Raw genomic sequence first — 17154 nt, forward strand, 5'->3', positions numbered from 1 at the left:
TTTTCATCACAGTGAGCAGGAGACGCAGCCCTGCACCTCGGTGCCTTGAAGCGCCATCTGGCGCAGACGAATGTAATAGAGCGTTTTGATGCCTTTCTTCCACGCGTAGATCTGCGCTTTGTTGATATCGCGCGTGGTGACGTCGTCGCGGAAGAACAGCGTCAGCGACAAGCCTTGATCGACGTGCTGCGTGGCTTCGGCGTAGGTATCAATAATCGCTTCCGGCCCAATCGAGTACGCATCCTGATAAAGGTCGAGATTGTCGTTGGTCATAAACGGAGCCGGATAATAGACGCGGCCGGTTTTGCCCTCTTTACGGATCTCAATGCGCGACACAATCGGGTGAATGCTGGAGGTCGCATGGTTGATGTACGAGATCGAACCGGTTGGCGGAATCGCCTGCAGGTTCTGGTTGTACAGTCCATGCTGCATCACCGCTGCACGCAGCGCTTGCCAGTCGGCCTGCGTTGGCAGAGCTAGTCCGGCATCAGCGAACAGTTTTGCCACGCGCGCGGTGCGTGGTTGCCACGCTTGTTCGGTGTACTTATCGAAATATTGACCGCTGGCGTATTTCGAGTCGGCGAAACCGTCGAAACTCTTTTGATGCTCCTGCGCCAGCAAATTCGAGGTGCGCACGGCGTGATAGGTGACGCAATAGAAGTAAAGATTGGTGAAATCCAGCGCTTCTTCTGAACCGTACGCCATGCCTTCGCGCGCCAGATAACCGTGCAGGTTCATCTGACCCAAACCAATCGCGTGCGAGCGGCGATTGCCTTCCGCCACCGACGGCACCGAATTGATCTCACTCATCTCGGAAACTGCGGTCAGCGCACGCACGGCAGTTTCCACGGTTTGCGCCAGATTGCGTGAATCCATCGCATGGGCAATGTTGAGCGAGCCAAGGTTGCAGGAGATATCTTTACCGACGCGACGGTAGCTGAGATCGTCATAGAACTCGCTGGCGCTATTAACCTGCAAAATCTCGGAACAGAGATTACTCATGTTGATGCGGCCGGCAATCGGGTTGCTGCGGTTCACGCTGTCTTCGAACATGATGTACGGATAGCCCGACTCAAACTGAATCTCTGCCAGCGTCTGGAAGAAATCGCGCGGCTTGATATAGGTTTTGGTGATGCGATCGTCCGCCAGCATTTCGTCGTAATGCTCGCTGATGCTGATATCACCAAAGGCTTTGCCGTAGATGCGTTCAACATCGTACGGCGAGAACAGCGCCATATCGCGATTCTCTTTCGCCAGCTGGAAGGTGATATCCGGGATCACCACGCCAAGCGACAGCGTTTTAATGCGGATCTTCTCGTCGGCGTTTTCGCGTTTGGTATCGAGAAAACGGAAAATATCCGGGTGATGCGCATTCAGCCACACCGCGCCTGCGCCCTGACGCGCACCCAACTGGTTGGCGTAGGAAAACGCATCTTCCAGCATCTTCATTACCGGAATCACGCCGGACGACTGGTTCTCAATGCGCTTAATCGGCGCACCTGATTCACGCAGGTTGGAGAGCAGGAACGCTACGCCGCCCCCGCGTTTCGACAGCTGCAACGCCGAGTTCACCGCGCGACCAATCGATTCCATATTGTCTTCGATGCGCAGCAGGAAACAGGAGACTAGCTCGCCGCGCTGCTGCTTACCGCAGTTAAGGAAGGTTGGCGTAGCCGGCTGGAAGCGACCGCTCAGCATTTCTGCCAGCAGCTCGCGCGCTAAGGTTTCATTGCCGCGTGCCAGCGTCAGCGCCACCATGCAGGCGCGCTGTTCAAAAGTTTCCAGATAGCGTTTGCCGTCGAAAGTTTTCAGCGTGTAGCTGGTGTAAAACTTCCATGCACCGAGGAAGGTGTGAAAAGTGAAACCTGCCGCATTGGTTTCATCGTGCAGCTGGCACAGGAAAGCGAAATCGTACTGATTTAGCACTTCGGCTTCGTAGTAGCCTTCGGCCACCAGATAGCGCAGGCGTTCACCCGCAGAGGCAAACTGCACTGTATTGGGTTGCACATGCTGCAGGAAGAACTGGCGCGTCGCTTCGTGATCTTTGCTGAACTGGATGCGGCCATCGGCGTCATACAGGTTCAGCATCGCGTTAAGCGCGTGGTAATCCGTTAGCGAGCTGTTTAGGGTGTCTGTCGTTGCCAAAATTGGGTCACTCCCGCTTTTACATTAGCGATATCGTCGGGGGTTCCCATCAGCTCAAAGCGGTAGAGATAGGGAACCTGACATTTCTGCGCAATGATGTCGCCCGCCAGGCAATAGCCTTCACCGAAGTTGCGGTTACCGGCAGCAATCACCCCGCGAATCCCGCGTCGGTTGGCATCATCATTGAGGAATTGAATCACTTGTCTCGGCACGGCTCCGCGCGAACTGCCGCCGCCGTAGCTCGGCACCACTAAAATGTAGGGCTGTTCGATGTGCAGGCGCTGCGTGCCGTCAACCGGAATACGGCGGGCAGGCAGCCCAAGACGCGTGATGAATCGGTGCGTGTTTTCCGACTGGCTAGAGAAATAGACCAGTGGAAACATGGCTTATCCCCCGACGGCCGCGAGCTGGCGCAGGCTGGCAATTTTGTCGGGACGGAAGCCACTCCAGTGATCGTCTTGCGTCATCACCACCGGCACCTGGCGATAGCCGAGAGATTTGAGGTTGTCGATGGCTTCTGGTTGGGTATCAAGGTTGATCAGCTGATAGTCGATACCTTTGCGGTCCATGGCATTTTTTGTCGCATTGCACTGGACACAGTTGTCTTTGGTGTAAATAATAATGCGCATGATTCGTATTTCCCTTTGATTGCGGTCAGATTGCGAGATACGAAGCAAATTCCTGTTTGCATCGAACTTCGTCCTTGACGACATTTGGGTGCTGGTTGATGGGTTGAATACTAGATGTAGTGATTAAAAGGGTCAAGCCCACCAGATATAGGGTTTTGTTATTTTGATCTTCGGATAATCGCTAAGCCCAGAGATCATGCGCCTTCCAGGCCGGAAAAATTTTTTGTAAAGGGAATAAGGGTCATATCGCACTATCTCGCGCCCACAAAAAAGCCCCGCATCAGCGAGGCTTATTGAGTCTACTTTCAGGTTTATCGGCGTGAAGACACCAGCAGCGCGCCTAGCACTAAACCGATTGCCGCACCCACGCCGACGCCGTGCCACGGCTTGTCGTGTACATACGCATCAACCTGAGTACCGGCGTCACGCGCCGCTTGCGATACGCGACTCTGTCCGCCGCTCAGTTTGGCACGCGTCTGCTTCAGCAGCGCTTGCGCCTGGCTGCGTGCATTATCAACCTCATCTTTAGCTTCACTGCCATAAGATTTAAGTAACGCCTCTAGCGAATCGGCCAGTTCGTTTACATCCTGATTAATATCAATGTCATCGTTTTTTGCGCTTCGATTAAACATTTTTTAGCTCCCTTTGATTTAAAACGTAATACTCAGTGTAGACGAAGCGTGATTAAACGCAGGGATGTGCCAGGCTTTAGGGAAAATTCCGAATGCCCATGACATCCTGCTGCTGTAAGGTTGCGGGGCTGTGAGAAGAGAGGAGCAAGCATGTATTTACGACCAGATGAGGTAGCGCGCGTACTTGAGAAAGTGGGCTTCGAAATGGATACCCAAACGCCAAAAATTTACGGTTATCGTCGCGGCGAAAACTATGTGTACGTCAATCGCGAAGCGCGTATGGGACGGACCGCCTTAATCATTCACCCGACGCTGAAAGAGAAAAGCCAGAGCTTTGCTGAACCGGCTTCAGAGATGAAAACCTGCGATCACTACACGCAATTCCCACTCTATTTAATGGGCGATTCGCAGGAGCATTACGGTATTCCGCACGGCTTCAGCTCGCGCGTTGCGCTTGAGCGTTATCTGCAAGGCGTATTCGGCGCCTGATCTTGCGCCCCGTCAACGCGGGGCCGCAAATCCTCACTTAATCCTTACCTTCTGCCCCGTTGCAAATCCGCACGCTGACGCGTATAACCCTGTGTCCATATAGATGTTCAGACGTCCATACGGATAAATATGATGCAAACTCAGGATACGCCTCCGCAGGAAAATTTTAAGCGCACCATGAAAGTACGGCATCTGGTAATGCTGTCGCTTGGCGGTGTGATCGGAACCGGATTGTTCTTCAATACCGGCTACATCATCTCAACCACCGGCGCAGCCGGTACGTTGCTGGCCTATCTAATTGGTGCGCTGGTGGTGTGGCTGGTGATGGTCTGTCTCGGCGAATTGGCCGTGGCGATGCCGGAAACCGGCGCGTTCCACGTCTATGCCGCACGCTATCTCAGCCCGGCCACCGGCTATACCGTCGCCTGGCTTTACTGGCTCACCTGGACGGTGGCGCTGGGTTCCAGCCTGACCGCCGCCGGATTCTGCATGCAGTATTGGTTCCCGAGCGTGCCGGTATGGATTTGGTGTCTGGTGTTCTGCATCGCTATTTATCTGCTGAATATCGTCTCAACGCGCTTCTTCGCCGAAGGTGAATTCTGGTTCTCCATCATCAAAGTGATCACCATCATCGCCTTTATCATTCTCGGCGCAGGCGCAATATTTGGTTTTATCCCGATGAAAGACGGCAGCGCCGCGCCGGGATTGCACAATCTCACCGCTTCCGGCTGGCTGCCACACGGCACGCTGCCGATTCTGATGACCATGGTGGCAGTCAACTTCGCTTTCTCGGGCACGGAATTGATTGGCATCGCCGCCGGTGAAACCGAGCAGCCACAAAAAGCGCTGCCGCTGGCGATCCGCACCACCGTTGCACGGTTGATCATCTTCTTTATCGGTACGGTATTCGTGCTGGCGGCGCTGATCCCGATGGATCAGGCCGGGATCGTCAAAAGCCCGTTTGTGCTGGTGTTTGAAAAGATCGGCATCCCGTATGCGGCGGATATCTTCAACTTCGTGATCCTTACCGCCATCCTCTCCGCCGCCAACTCCGGCCTGTACGCTTCTGGCCGCATGTTGTGGTCGCTGGCCAATGAGAAGACGCTGCCGCGCTGTTTCGCGCGCGTTAATCGCCGCGGTATTCCGGTGCTGGCGCTGACCGTGAGCATGATTGGCGGCCTGCTGGCGCTGTTCTCCAGCGTGATTGCGCCGGACACAGTTTTTGTGGCGCTGTCGGCGATTTCTGGTTTTGCGGTGGTGGCGGTGTGGCTCAGCATCTGCGCCTCGCACTATGTGTTCCGTCGTCGCCATCTGCAGGCGGGCGGCAACTTGCAACAGCTGGCGTATCGCGCGCCGCTCTATCCGCTGACGCCGATTCTGGGTTTCCTGCTTTGCCTGCTGGCGTGCGTCGGACTGGCGTTCGATCCGTCGCAGCGTATTGCGCTGTGGTGCGGCATTCCGTTTGTGCTGTTCTGCTATGCCGCATACCATGTCACGCAACGACGCAAGTCATCCCTTAAGGCTGAGGAGGCCAACGATGTCGCGTAATCCCATCGCGCAGGCACTAACCCAAACTGACACGCTGATTCTCGATGGTGCGCTGGCGACCGAGCTGGAAGCGCGCGGCTGCAATCTGGCCGATACGTTGTGGTCGGCCAAAGTGCTGGTAGAAAATCCTGAGCTGATTTATCAGGTGCATCACGATTACTTTGCCGCTGGCGCGCATGTGGCGATCACCGCCAGCTATCAGGCCACGCCGCAGGGTTTTGCCGCGCGTGGATTAGATGAAGCGCAGGCGCTGGCACTGATCACCCAGAGCGTACAGCTGGCACAGCGTGCGCGTGACGATTATCGCGCATCCTCGGGCAGCACCGCACCATTGCTGGTGGCCGGATCCGTCGGGCCATATGGCGCGTTTCTGGCCAATGGTGCGGAGTATCGCGGTGATTACGCGCTGCCGGAAGAGCAGATGAAAGCATTCCACCGTCCGCGCGTTACGGCGTTGCTGGAAGCGGGTGTCGATCTGCTAGCCTGCGAAACGCTGCCATCCTTCGCTGAAGCGCAGGCGTTGGTGAGTTTACTGGCCGAATTCCCTGACAGCAGCGCATGGTTCTCCTTTACCCTGCGCGATGCCGAACACATCAGCGATGGTACGCCGCTGAGCAAAGTGGCGGAGCTGGTGAATGCGGCACCGCAAGTAGTGGCGATTGGCATCAACTGCGTGGCGCTGGAGAGCGTGACGCCCGCACTGCGCAGCTTACAAGCGCTGTGTGATAAACCGCTGCTGGTCTATCCGAACTCCGGCGAGCAGTACGACGCCAGCAGCAAAACCTGGCACTCCGCGCCATCGGGTTGCACGCTGCACGACAAGTTCGCCGAATGGCAGCAGGCGGGCGCACGTCTGATTGGCGGCTGCTGCCGCACCACGCCGCAGGATATCGCGGCGATTGCTGCTTGTTGTCAACCGCAATAAAGCGCAGAAAATCATCAGTGATAGCGCGATTAAGCACAGAAGGGCAGTTTACACTGTCCTATCTGATGCTGAAGCGGACCTGCTATGAACCTGCGACCTCTTTTTCCTGCCTGTGCGCTGCTGCTGAGCGGCTGCGCCACCATTGTCGGCACTGAAACGCAACCGGTAAAAATCGACTCCTTGCCGCAGGGCGCGCGTTTCACCGTACAGGACGAGACCGGCCGCGCGGTGGCACAGGGCTATACGCCGCAAACCGTTGAGCTGGCGAAATCGACCGGGAATTATTTTGGTAAGAAGCACTATCAGGTGATGCTGGAGAGTCCGGGCTACGTGCCGCTAACCTTGCCGATCGAGGCCAATGCTAATCTGTGGTATTTGCTGGGCAATATTCCGCTGTTGGGCTTCCCCGGCTGGCTGCTGGTCGATCCCTTTTATGGCGGTATGTACGATCTCAAACCTGAACATCCGCAGCCGAAGCTGAACGTCGTAGGCGCACGCGGATAATTACGCCGCCATTTATGGCGTAATGCTGCTCACTTGAGCAATAAATGCCTATGTATGAAGGTGCGCATGAATGCGCACCCTACGAAAACCTCGGCAAACAGCTGTAGGGTCGCCATTTATGGCGACCTGGTGCACATGAATGCATAGACAACGTTTACTGCGCGGTGGGCTTCACCATCGCATTGGCGCTTTTATGCTGCGCCAGATGCTGCTGCTGGAAAATGCACATGCGGATAGTGTTGCGGTATTCGCCGTTGATGAAAAATTCGTGCTTCAGTACGCCTTCCACCTCAAAACCCAGCTTGGTGTAGATATGCACCGCCTTCTTATTCTCTTCATCAACAATCAGATAGAGTTTGTAGAGATTCAGCACCGAAAAGCCGTAATCCATCGCTAACTTTGCCGCTTTCGTGGCTAAGCCTTTGCCCTGATGTGAAGGATCGATAATGATCTGAAACTCAGCGCGGCGATGCACGTGATTAATCTCGACCAACTCCACCAAACCGGCTTTGTGTCCATCATGCTCCACCACAAAGCGACGCTCGGTTTGGTCGTGGATGTGTTTGTCATACAGGTCAGAAAGCTCGACGAAGGCTTCGTACGGCTCCTCAAACCAGTAACGCATCACGCTGGCGTTGTTATCTAATTGATGAACAAAGCGTAAATCTTCCCGCTCCAGCGGACGTAACTTAACCGTCATACGGTATTCCTTGTTGTTGAATGTTGTTCCACGATGCGGCCCTGCGCCATGCGCGCCGCGCGATCGCACATGTGATCGATCACATCCGGATCGTGGCTGACCAGCACCATGGTTAAACCATCTTTCTGCTTCAGATCGTTGAGCAGGTTGAGGATCTCGGCCTGTACCGACATGTCCAGCGCCGAGGTCGGCTCATCCAGCAGCAGGATCTTCGGTTCCAGCAGCAGGGCGCGCACAATTGCCACGCGCTGGCGCTGACCACCTGATAGCTGATGCGGATAGCGATCCGCCAGCGCCGGATCCAGCCCGACATGGCGGAAGCCGGCATTAATGCGGTCATCGATATTATCACGCTTGAGCATTTTCAGCGGTTCCGCCAGCGTGCGACGCAGGCGATGACGCGGATGCAGTGAAGCGTAGGGATCCTGAAACACCATCTGCACATCGCGACGCAGTTGGCCGGTGAAGGCTTTACCGGGCTGCACGGCGGTGCCTGCCAGCGACATGCTGCCGTTCCAGTGCGGATTTAATCCCGCCAGCACCCACAGCAGCGACGACTTGCCGCAGCCGGACGGGCCAACCAGACCAAAACACTCACCGGCCGCAACCTGCAGCGACACATCGTGCACCACGGTGCGCAGCTCGTAACCCTGCTTGTGCGAAACGCTGAGGTTCGATAACTCAATCATAATTCTTCTCCAGCGCTGCACGATCCAGCACCGGCAAGCGCTCGCCGTGCGTGGCTTTACTCGGACGACAGGCCCATAAGGTGCTGGTATAAGGATGGCTGGCGTTGGAGAGTTCGGACGCCGGCAAGGTATCCAGCACGCGGCCCTGATACATCACCATCACGCGTTCGCAGTGCTCGGAAACCTGTTGCAGATCGTGGCTGATCAGCAGCAAACCCATGTTGCGTTGCTCAACCAGACGACGAATCAGCGCCAGCACCTGATCGCGCATCGCGTGATCGAGCGCCGAAGTCGGTTCATCGGCGATCAACAGTTCAGGATCGGTGATCAAGGCGATCGCCAGCATCACGCGTTGGCCCATGCCGCCAGAGAGTTGATGCGGATAGCGCTTCATCAGCTGACGCGGATCGGGCAGACCAACCGCATCCAGCATCTCGCACACTTTCTCTTTACGCTCGGCGCGGCTCAATTTATGGTGCAGCACCAGCGGCTCTTCCACCTGCCAGCCAATAGTGCGCGTGGGATTGAGTGCATATTTAGGATCCTGCATCACCATCGCCACTTTGCTACCGCGCAGCTGGATCCAGTCACGCTCGCGCAGGCTCAGCGCATCGGTGCCGACAATCTGCAAACGCTCGGCCTGCAAATGCAGCGAAGGCGACAGCAAGCCCATCAGCGTGCGCGCGGTGAGTGATTTACCGGAACCGGATTCACCCACCAGAGCCACGCGCTCGCGGCCAATTTGAAAGCCGATGTTATCGACCAGCAGCGCATCATCGCTGCGAATCGTCAGGCCTTGTACATCAATTAACAGATCATTTGGCATGACGAGTATCCAGTCGGTCACGCAGGCCATCGCCTGTCAGGTTAAACGCCAGGCTGGCGAACAGAATCGCGCCGCCGGGTGCGGCGGCAACCCACCATTGGTCGAAGATCACTTTACTGCCTTCTGCCACCATCGAACCCCATTCAGCGGTAGGCGGTTGCACGCCCATGCCGAGGAAGCCGAGGCCAGCGGCTGAAAGAATGATTCCGCCGAGGCTCAGCGCGGCGCGCACCACCGCCGTTGGCATACACAGCGGCAGAATGTGACCAAACATCAGGCGCAAGCCGGTGATGCCCTGCATGCGCGCGGCGGCGAGGTAATCACTGCGGCGCAGCGCCAGCGTTTCCGCACGCGCCTGACGGGCAAACGGCGGCCAGCTGGTAAGCGCCAGCGCCAATGCGCCATTCATCAAGCCGGGGCCGAGCATGGCGACCAGCGCCAGCGCGATCACCAGATTCGGCAGCGACAGGAAAATATCGGTAATGCGCATCAACACGCGCTCGGTCCAGCCGCCCACATAACCGGCAGTGATGCCGACCAGCAGGCCAACCGGAATGGTCAGCACCAGAATCAGTGACACCAGCAGCAGCGTTGGGCGCGCGCCGTAAATCACGCGTGACAGCAGATCGCGGCCAAAGCCATCGGTGCCGAACCAGTGCAGCGCCGACGGCGCTTGTAAACGTTGGGAGATGATCTGCGCATTGGGATCAAAGGGTGCCAGCAACGGCGCGAACAGCGCCATCGCCACCACAATCAGCACCAGCGTCAGGCCGATGGTGAGCGAGGTCACGCGCGCGCGTCGGCGGCGCGGACGCAGCGTTTCCAGTTCAGAGAGTTGTTGAGTCATCGGGTTCTCGGATCGGTTAACCAGGTCAGGGCATCGGCCAGTGCGTTGAGCAGAATAAAGCAGCTGCCAATCAGCAAGGTCGAGCCGAGAATCGCCGGTACATCAGAGGAAAACAGCGCGTTGGTCATGTAGCGACCGACGCCCGGCCAGGCAAATACCGTTTCGGTCAATACCGAACCTTCCAGCAGCGTGGCGTAGGAGAGGGCGATAACGGTAATCAGCGTGCCCAGCACGTTGGGGAAAATATGACGCAGCAAAATGCGGCCACGGCTGGCACCTTTGGCGCGCGCCAGTACCACGTACTCTTTGCTGCTCTCTTCCAGCAGCGCCGCGCGCAGCAGGCGTGTAATGCCCGCCATCGCCAGCAGGCCGAGAATCACTACCGGCAGCCACAAATGGGCAATCGCATTGCGGAACATCTCGGGATCGCCGGACATCCAGCTATCAATCAGCACAAAGCCGGTTTTAGGCTCCAGCGTGTAGATCCAGATGTCATCGAGCTGGCCCGGTCCGGCGGACCAGTGCAACACGGCGTAAAACAGCAGCAAACCCAGCAGGCCGAGCCAAAACACCGGCACCGAGTAGCCAAGCAGCGACACAAAGCGCGCCACGTTATCGATGATGCTGCCCGGTTTCCACGCCGCCAGCAGCGCCAGGGCAATGCCGAACACTGCGGCAAAAATCATCGCGCAGGTCGCCAGCTCAATGGTGGCGGGGAAGGTACGCATCAGGTCGGCGCTGACCGGTTGATTGGTTAGGTGCGATAAGCCGAGATCGCCGCGCGCCAGATGGCTGATATAGCGCCAGAACTGCACCAGCACCGGCTGATCGAGGCCGAGATCGTGGCGCACCTGCGCGTAGGTGGCTTCGCTGGCGTGATCGCCGGCGATCTGTTGCACCGGATCGACAGGCGACAGGTGCGACAGCATAAAAGTGAACGCTAACAAACCGACCAACGTCACCAGCAGCGAAAGCAGGCTGGTGACGATGTGGCTAAAACGTTGCCAGAGTGGCCGGGCGAACCCGGCCTGTGAAGCTGACACTGCCATTACTTAGAAACCTGCGAGTAATAGACCATGTCCGGGTTGATGCCCTGCACATAGCCTTGCAGATTGTCGCGCAGCGCAATCAGGTTTTTCGCCTGCAAGCCAATCACGTACGGCGAGTTCTTCAGCACTTCACGCTGCATCGCCTGATAAAGTTCGACGCGCTTGTTGTTATCGCTTTCGGCGGTGGCGGCCAGCGTTTGCTTGTTCAGCTCTGGGATATGCCAGTCAGAACGGTAAGCCACAGTTTTGCTGCCATCTTCCGGGTTGTAAGCGAAGGACGCTGCGTTGGTGTTTGGATCGAAATAGTCTGCGCCCCAGGCGTTGAGGGTGGCTTCGTATTTGTGCGCCTTCACGCGGGTAGAGACTTCAGAGCTCAGGCCAGGCTGCACTTCAACCTTCACGCCGCCTTTAGCAAAGCTGCCCTGCAGCGCCTGCGCGATGTCGAGGTAAGGCGGCTGATTGCTGGTGGAGAGCTTAAAGCTGACGTTGGTCAGACCGGCTTTCTTCAGAATCGCTTTGGCTTTCTCAGGATCGTAAGTGTATGGCGTGTCGTTGATTGCGCCGAGGAAACCTTTCGGCAGGAAGGTCTGATGCACGTCGAACTGGCCTTTCAGCAGGTCGTTTGCGATACCTTTATAGTCGAACAGGTAACGAGCCGCTTCCCACAGCGCCGGGTTCTTCAGCACCGGATTTTCACCAATGTTGAACTGGATGTAATAGAGCGACGCCATCGGAATCGCTTCGGTCTTCACGCCCGCTTTGCCTTTCAGCGAGGCAATCTGATCCGCGCCGAGGTTACGGGCGATATCCACATCGCCCTGTTCCAGCAGCAAACGACGCGCAGCCGGTTCCGGAACGTTCTTGATCAGGATGTTTTTCAGCTTCGGTGCGCCCGCCGGAGAGGTTGGGTTGGCGCTCAGCAGAATCGCTTCATGCAGCACCACTTTACGAATCTGATACGGGCCGCTACCGGCAGAGTGGGTGCCGAGCCATGCGTGGCCGAAGTCACCGTTCTTCGCGTTGGCCTGCGCGGTTTTTTCATCAACAATCGAAGAGACCGGCGCGGAGAGCAGGCTGAGCACATAGGCCGGGCTGACGTTGGCGCTCCAGCTGATCTGTACGTGGTTGTCATCAACCTTCTTCAGGAAGGTATCAACGTTATCTTTATTCCAGCCGAGCTGGGTAAGAATAAAGGAGGGATCGAGGTTGAGTTTCACCACGCGACCCAGCGAGAAGATCACATCTTCCGGACGCAGCGGATTGCCGCTGGCGAACTGAGCGCCTTTGCGCAGTTCAAACGTCAGGCTGCGATTATCGCTGCCCGCTTGCCAGGAGGTCGCCAGCGTTGGCTTCAAGTCGGTTGGATTGGTCGGATCGGACTGAACCAGGCGCTGATAAATGTTAGTGAATGCTTGCACTGTTGTGAGCTCAAAACCCTGCGCGGGATCGAAGCTATCGGCATCGTCGGTGGACTGGGCAATAACCAGCGTATCTTTCGGCGTCGCTGCCTGAACAGAGAAGGCGGCTACCAGCGATAACGCCAGCAGTGATGGAATAATTTTTTTCATGTTGTTTCCTTGCCTAAAAAAAGTAACGCGAGTTTACGAGAGCGCAGCAGTGAAGAATAGTCAATTTCAGGCTATGCATATGCATTAATGATCTAAGTCGGGTGGTTCAGTTATAAGGGTTGAAGGTTGCATGGCCATCGTAGGGTCGCCATTCATGGCGACCAATAATTCTTATATCAACTCAACTGCAACGAAATATAAATGATCTGTGATTAACCAATAATTAACTTTACTTCGTTCCTTCCGGGAATATAATGGCCGCAATTTCAAAGCAGGAGAGTTCAGTTGGACAGTCACCCTTTTAGTTGGCATCACAAGGCAAGCTGACGCGCGAATTTTTTTGTCGCTGCTTGCCACCCTGGCGGGCAGCAATCCTCCCTTTTCTGATGATTGTTCCCTTAAAACGACACTGTAACGGGCCAAAGCCCGTGGGAATATCATCATGCACATGATTTTTAACACACTTTTCCCTCCGCCTCGATACGCGCGCTGAACCCCAGCGTGCTGATTTGCGCTGCGCATTAGACAGCTTTTCGCTGTTCGATTGCGTGGTGTTTACCTTCGTCTTTATTTATTACTCGTTATTTTGCGAGCGACTCTTTTCGTCTTTAATTTCCGGGAGGTGATATGGAAATTCCCGACAGGTTATTTTTAATTTAAAAAACGCATTGCCGTTAATTTAATTTGTGTGCCACGCATGCAGGGATTTTTATTGCCGTAATAAAGAGGAATGTCACTATGACTGACATGAAACTCAACCAGGAAAAAAAGGCCTGGAATACCACGCGCCAGCCGCGTCAAAAAACACCTCGTTACCTGATTGAAGATGAAGCCGGTTTCACTGCCGATGAAACGCTGGTGCGTCTGCGCAGCGATGCCCTTGGTCTGAGTGAACGTGAAGCCGAGGCACGTTTAGGCGTCTATGGCCGCAATCAGGTTGAGCACGACAAAGCGCCACCGGCGTTATTGCAGTTGCTACAGGCGTTCAACAATCCGTTTATCTATGTCCTGATGGCGCTGGCGTTGGTGAGCTTTTTCACTGATTTCTGGCTGCCGCTGCGCAACGGCGAGGAGACCGATCTGACCGGTGTCATCATCATTGTGACGATGGTAACGCTCAGCGGTTTGCTGCGCTTCTGGCAGGAGTTCCGCACCAACAAAGCGGCGCAGGCGCTGAAATCAATGGTGCGCACCACCGCAACGGTGCTGCGTCGTGAGTCAGCGCAGCAAGCGCCGCTCAAACAGGAAGTCGATATCGCCACGCTGGTGCCGGGCGACATCATCTATCTGTCGGCGGGAGATTTGGTGCCAGCCGATGTACGGCTGCTGGATTCACGCGATCTGTTTATCAGCCAGGCGATTTTGACCGGCGAATCGTTACCGGTTGAGAAATATGACGTCACCGGCCATGTCACCAGCAAAAGCAGCGGGGCCAGCGAACAAGGCACATCGCTGCTGGAACTGGGTAGCGTTTGCCTGATGGGCACCAATGTGTCCAGCGGCAGCGCGAAAGCGGTAGTGGTGGCAACCGGCAGTGAAACCTACTTCGGCAGCCTGGCGAAATCGATTGTTGGTAACCGCTCACAAACCGCTTTTGATCGTGGTGTAAACAGCGTGAGCTGGCTGCTGATCCGCTTCATGCTGGTGATGGTGCCGATAGTGCTGCTGATTAATGGCCTAACCAAAGGTGACTGGCTTGACGCGTCACTGTTTGCGCTGGCGGTGGCGGTAGGTTTAACGCCTGAAATGTTGCCGATGATCGTCAGCTCCAACCTGGCGAAAGGCGCCATCGCCATGTCACGGCGTAAAGTGATCGTCAAACGCCTGAATGCGATTCAAAACCTCGGCGCGATGGATATTCTCTGCACCGACAAAACCGGCACGCTGACGCAGGACAACATCATTCTGGAGCATCATCTGGATTGTGCTGGCGTGGAGAACTCACGCGTGCTGATGCTGAGCTGGCTCAACAGCCATTATCAAAGCGGTACGCTGAATCTGATGGATCGCGCCATTTTGCAGTACGGCAAAAACCGCGTCAGCGAGGCGGTAGGCGATACCTATATCAAAGTGGATGAACTGCCGTTTGATTTCATTCGCCGTCGCGTCTCGGTGGTGGTGCGCGATCGTCGTCTCAATCAACAAATGCTGATCTGCAAAGGCGCGGTGGAAGAGATGCTGAGCATCGCGACTGCCGAGCGTGAAGGCAAACTGGTGCAGCCGCTGAACGAAACGCGTCGGGCAGAACTGCTGGCGTTGGCACATCAATACAATGAGCAGGGTTTCCGCGTGCTGCTGGTGGCGAGCCGCGTGCTGGCGGAGCCGGGTTTACAACAGCCGCTGAGCGTGGCGGATGAGCAAGGATTAACGGTTGAAGGGCTGCTGACTTTCCTCGATCCACCGAAAGAGAGCGCCGCCAAAGCCATCAGCGCGCTGCGCGACAATGGCGTCAGCGTCAAAGTGCTGACCGGCGATAATCCGGTGGTCACCGCGCGCATTTGCCAGCAGGTTGGCATCGACAGCGGCGCCATCATCACCGGCGACCAGATTGCCCTGATGAGCGACGAGCAGCTGGCAGAAGCCGCCGCGCAGAGTTCAGTATTCGCTAAACTCACGCCGCTGCAGAAATCACGCATCCTGCGCGCGCTGCAGCAGCAAGCCCACACCGTTGGCTTCCTCGGCGACGGGATTAATGATGCGCCGGCACTGCGTGATGCCGATGTCGGGATTTCCGTTGATAGCGCGGCGGATATCGCCAAAGAGTCCTCCGATATCATCCTGCTGGAAAAAGATTTGATGGTGTTGGAAGAGGGCGTAATGAAGGGACGCGAAACCTTCGGCAACATCATCAAGTACCTGAACATGACCGCCAGCTCTAACTTCGGCAACGTGTTCTCGGTGTTGGTGGCGAGCGCCTTTATTCCGTTCCTGCCGATGCTGGCGATACATCTGCTTATTCAGAACCTGATGTACGATCTGTCCCAGTTGGCGCTGCCATGGGACAAAATGGACCGCGAGTTCCTGCGCAAACCGCGTAAATGGGACGCGCGTAATATCAAACGCTTTATGCTGTGGATTGGGCCAACGTCGTCGATTTTCGATATCACCACCTTCGCACTGATGTGGTACGTGTTCGCGGCGAATACGCCAGAAATGCAGTCACTGTTCCAGTCCGGCTGGTTTATTGAAGGCCTGCTGTCGCAGACGCTGGTGGTGCACATGCTGCGCACGCAAAAGATTCCGTTTATCCAGAGCCGTGCAGCGCTGCCGGTGTTGTTGACCACTGCGTGTGTGATGATCGCCGGCATTCTGCTGCCGTTCTCACCGCTGGGTGCGATGGTGGGATTGGTGCCGCTGCCGTGGTCTTACTTCCCATGGCTGGTGGCAACGCTGCTCGGATATTGCGTGGTCGCGCAGGGCATGAAAATGCTCTACATCAAGCGCTTTGGTCAGTGGTTTTAAACACATGGAGGCGAAATGCGTAACCGCAATCTCAATAAGGTGGTGTTTCACCTGATACTGATGATGATCGTCATCGTGGTGTTAACGCTGGTGTTTCGTTAACGCGAAGAAGGGCAGGATTTCCTGCCCTTTTCTTTACTCTTCGTCTGGCTGGTAATACTGCACGCCGATCTCAATGCGCTCGCGGCCGCTGGCTACGCGATGGCGATTGCTGTCGCGCAGTGAATAGATGCAGCCGCAATACTCTTGCTGATAGAAGCGTTCGCGCTTGCTGATCTCAATCATGCGTGACGAGCCACCACCTTTACGCCAGTTAAACTCCCAATAAAGCATATCGGGATAGTGCGCCGCAGCACGCACGCCGCAGTCGTTGATTTGCTGCATATTCTTCCAGCGCGATATACCGAGTGAACTGGTGATCACCGGGAAGCCGTTTTCATGTGCATACAGCGCGGTGCGTTCAAAGCGCATGTCGAAACACATGGTGCAGCGCACGCCACGTTCCGGTTCCCACTCCATGCCGCGCGCCCGCTCAAACCAGTTATCTTTGTCGTAATCGGCATCGACAAAGGGCACGCCAAACTGCTCGGCAAAACGGATGTTCTCCTCTTTACGCAGCTCGTACTCTTTCAGCGGATGAATGTTCGGATTGTAGAAGAAGATGGTGTAATCGATGCCGGAAGCCAGCATCGCTTCCATCACTTCGCCCGAGCAGGGCGCACAGCAGGAGTGCAACAGCACCTTGTTGTGACCGTTGGGTAAGGGCAGCGGCTGGCGGGTAAAAGTGTCAGACATAAGATTTAGTGGTTAATGGAGTGTTGCGTAAAGTCTAAGGGGATAGCGCTGAAGATGCAAAGTTGAGGAAACGTAAAATAAAGATATTTTTTCTTCATAATTATATCAATTAGCTGTGATTGCGTTCCGTAAGTGTGTTGTAAATTCGAGTAATCAAAATGCTTTATTTTAATCTGATAAAAAATCGCTATCTTATTTAGGTGATATATTTCTCTTGTCATTAATTGTCTTGAATTCATCTCAAAAAAGGACAGTAAATTTGTGGTAAATTTGGTTGTCGATTCATTATATTCGGTAATTTGATCTCGTTTATACGAGATGGTTTTTTTGCGGGAATTTTCGTTTT

16 protein-coding genes are annotated in these 17154 nt (G+C 55.5%); 5 read left to right on the forward strand and 11 right to left on the reverse strand.

The features are described 5' to 3' along the window. Positions 1-6: 6 nt before the first annotated feature. The 4 genes from nrdE to BM323_RS08975 all read right to left on the reverse strand — a co-directional run bounded on the left by nrdE (position 7) and on the right by BM323_RS08975 (position 3406). The gene (gene nrdE / locus BM323_RS08960) at positions 7-2145 is read right to left on the reverse strand and encodes a class 1b ribonucleoside-diphosphate reductase subunit alpha (protein ID WP_008101628.1); all 2139 of its coding nucleotides are present in this window, start codon (positions 2143-2145) and stop codon (positions 7-9) included. Next, positions 2124-2528 (reverse strand): class Ib ribonucleoside-diphosphate reductase assembly flavoprotein NrdI, encoded by a 405-nt coding sequence (gene nrdI, locus BM323_RS08965; protein ID WP_007886412.1) that lies wholly within the window; start codon positions 2526-2528, stop codon positions 2124-2126. The genes nrdE and nrdI overlap by 22 nt, the downstream gene beginning before the upstream one ends. Before the next feature lie 3 nt (positions 2529-2531). Then, positions 2532-2774 carry a glutaredoxin-like protein NrdH gene (gene nrdH / locus BM323_RS08970; RefSeq protein WP_008101624.1) on the reverse strand — a complete coding sequence of 81 codons (243 nt, stop codon included), beginning with the start codon at positions 2772-2774 and terminating at the stop codon, positions 2532-2534. Positions 2775-3085: 311 nt separating this feature from the next. Beyond that, the gene (locus BM323_RS08975) at positions 3086-3406 is read right to left on the reverse strand and encodes a DUF883 family protein (RefSeq protein WP_008101623.1); all 321 of its coding nucleotides are present in this window, start codon (positions 3404-3406) and stop codon (positions 3086-3088) included. A 150-nt stretch (positions 3407-3556) separates the two neighbouring features. Between BM323_RS08975 and BM323_RS08980 the strand changes: the two genes are divergently transcribed. From BM323_RS08980 to BM323_RS08995, 4 genes are all read left to right on the forward strand, one after another. After that, positions 3557-3895, forward strand: coding sequence for a DUF2002 family protein (locus BM323_RS08980; protein ID WP_008101622.1), 339 nt, complete (start codon positions 3557-3559; stop codon positions 3893-3895). Positions 3896-4027: 132 nt separating this feature from the next. After that, on the forward strand, positions 4028-5443 hold the full coding sequence (gene mmuP / locus BM323_RS08985) for an S-methylmethionine permease (RefSeq protein ID WP_175501698.1): 1416 nt from the start codon (positions 4028-4030) through the stop codon (positions 5441-5443). Beyond that, complete coding sequence (gene mmuM, locus BM323_RS08990) at positions 5433-6368, forward strand: homocysteine S-methyltransferase (protein ID WP_008101620.1); 936 nt, start codon at positions 5433-5435, stop codon at positions 6366-6368. Before mmuP ends, mmuM begins: the two co-directional genes overlap by 11 nt. A gap of 84 nt (positions 6369-6452) precedes the next feature. Further along, positions 6453-6872 (forward strand): hypothetical protein, encoded by a 420-nt coding sequence (locus BM323_RS08995; protein WP_008101619.1) that lies wholly within the window; start codon positions 6453-6455, stop codon positions 6870-6872. Positions 6873-7026: 154 nt separating this feature from the next. On the opposite strand, the gene speG is transcribed toward BM323_RS08995, so the two are convergent. From speG to BM323_RS09025, 6 genes are read right to left on the reverse strand one after another with little or no spacing between them, the layout of a single operon-like run. Then, entirely contained in the window at positions 7027-7572 is a 546-nt protein-coding gene (gene speG, locus BM323_RS09000; protein ID WP_008101618.1) for a spermidine N1-acetyltransferase, read from the reverse strand. Continuing rightward, positions 7569-8261 (reverse strand): ABC transporter ATP-binding protein, encoded by a 693-nt coding sequence (locus BM323_RS09005; protein ID WP_008101609.1) that lies wholly within the window; start codon positions 8259-8261, stop codon positions 7569-7571. The genes speG and BM323_RS09005 overlap by 4 nt, the downstream gene beginning before the upstream one ends. Further along, positions 8254-9087, reverse strand: a complete 834-nt coding sequence (locus BM323_RS09010) for an ABC transporter ATP-binding protein (RefSeq protein ID WP_008101594.1) — start codon at positions 9085-9087, stop codon at positions 8254-8256. Before BM323_RS09010 ends, BM323_RS09005 begins: the two co-directional genes overlap by 8 nt. Continuing rightward, positions 9077-9934, reverse strand: coding sequence for an ABC transporter permease (locus BM323_RS09015; protein ID WP_008101592.1), 858 nt, complete (start codon positions 9932-9934; stop codon positions 9077-9079). The genes BM323_RS09010 and BM323_RS09015 overlap by 11 nt, the downstream gene beginning before the upstream one ends. Continuing rightward, the gene (locus BM323_RS09020; protein ID WP_008101590.1) at positions 9931-10983 is read right to left on the reverse strand and encodes an ABC transporter permease; all 1053 of its coding nucleotides are present in this window, start codon (positions 10981-10983) and stop codon (positions 9931-9933) included. The genes BM323_RS09015 and BM323_RS09020 overlap by 4 nt, the downstream gene beginning before the upstream one ends. Next, positions 10983-12551, reverse strand: a complete 1569-nt coding sequence (locus tag BM323_RS09025) for an ABC transporter substrate-binding protein (RefSeq protein ID WP_008101588.1) — start codon at positions 12549-12551, stop codon at positions 10983-10985. Before BM323_RS09025 ends, BM323_RS09020 begins: the two co-directional genes overlap by 1 nt. 738 nt (positions 12552-13289) lie before the next feature. On the opposite strand from BM323_RS09025, the gene mgtA reads away from it, so the two are divergent. Next, on the forward strand, positions 13290-16013 hold the full coding sequence (mgtA, locus tag BM323_RS09030; RefSeq protein ID WP_008101586.1) for a magnesium-translocating P-type ATPase: 2724 nt from the start codon (positions 13290-13292) through the stop codon (positions 16011-16013). 135 nt (positions 16014-16148) lie between these two features. Here the strand turns inward: mgtA and BM323_RS09035 are convergent, their stop codons facing one another. Then, on the reverse strand, positions 16149-16808 hold the full coding sequence (locus tag BM323_RS09035) for an epoxyqueuosine reductase QueH (protein WP_008101584.1): 660 nt from the start codon (positions 16806-16808) through the stop codon (positions 16149-16151). Positions 16809-17154 lie beyond the last annotated feature (346 nt).

Source organism: Pantoea sp. YR525 (assembly GCF_900116775.1).
Lineage (GTDB): Bacteria > Pseudomonadota > Gammaproteobacteria > Enterobacterales > Enterobacteriaceae > Pantoea > Pantoea symbiotica.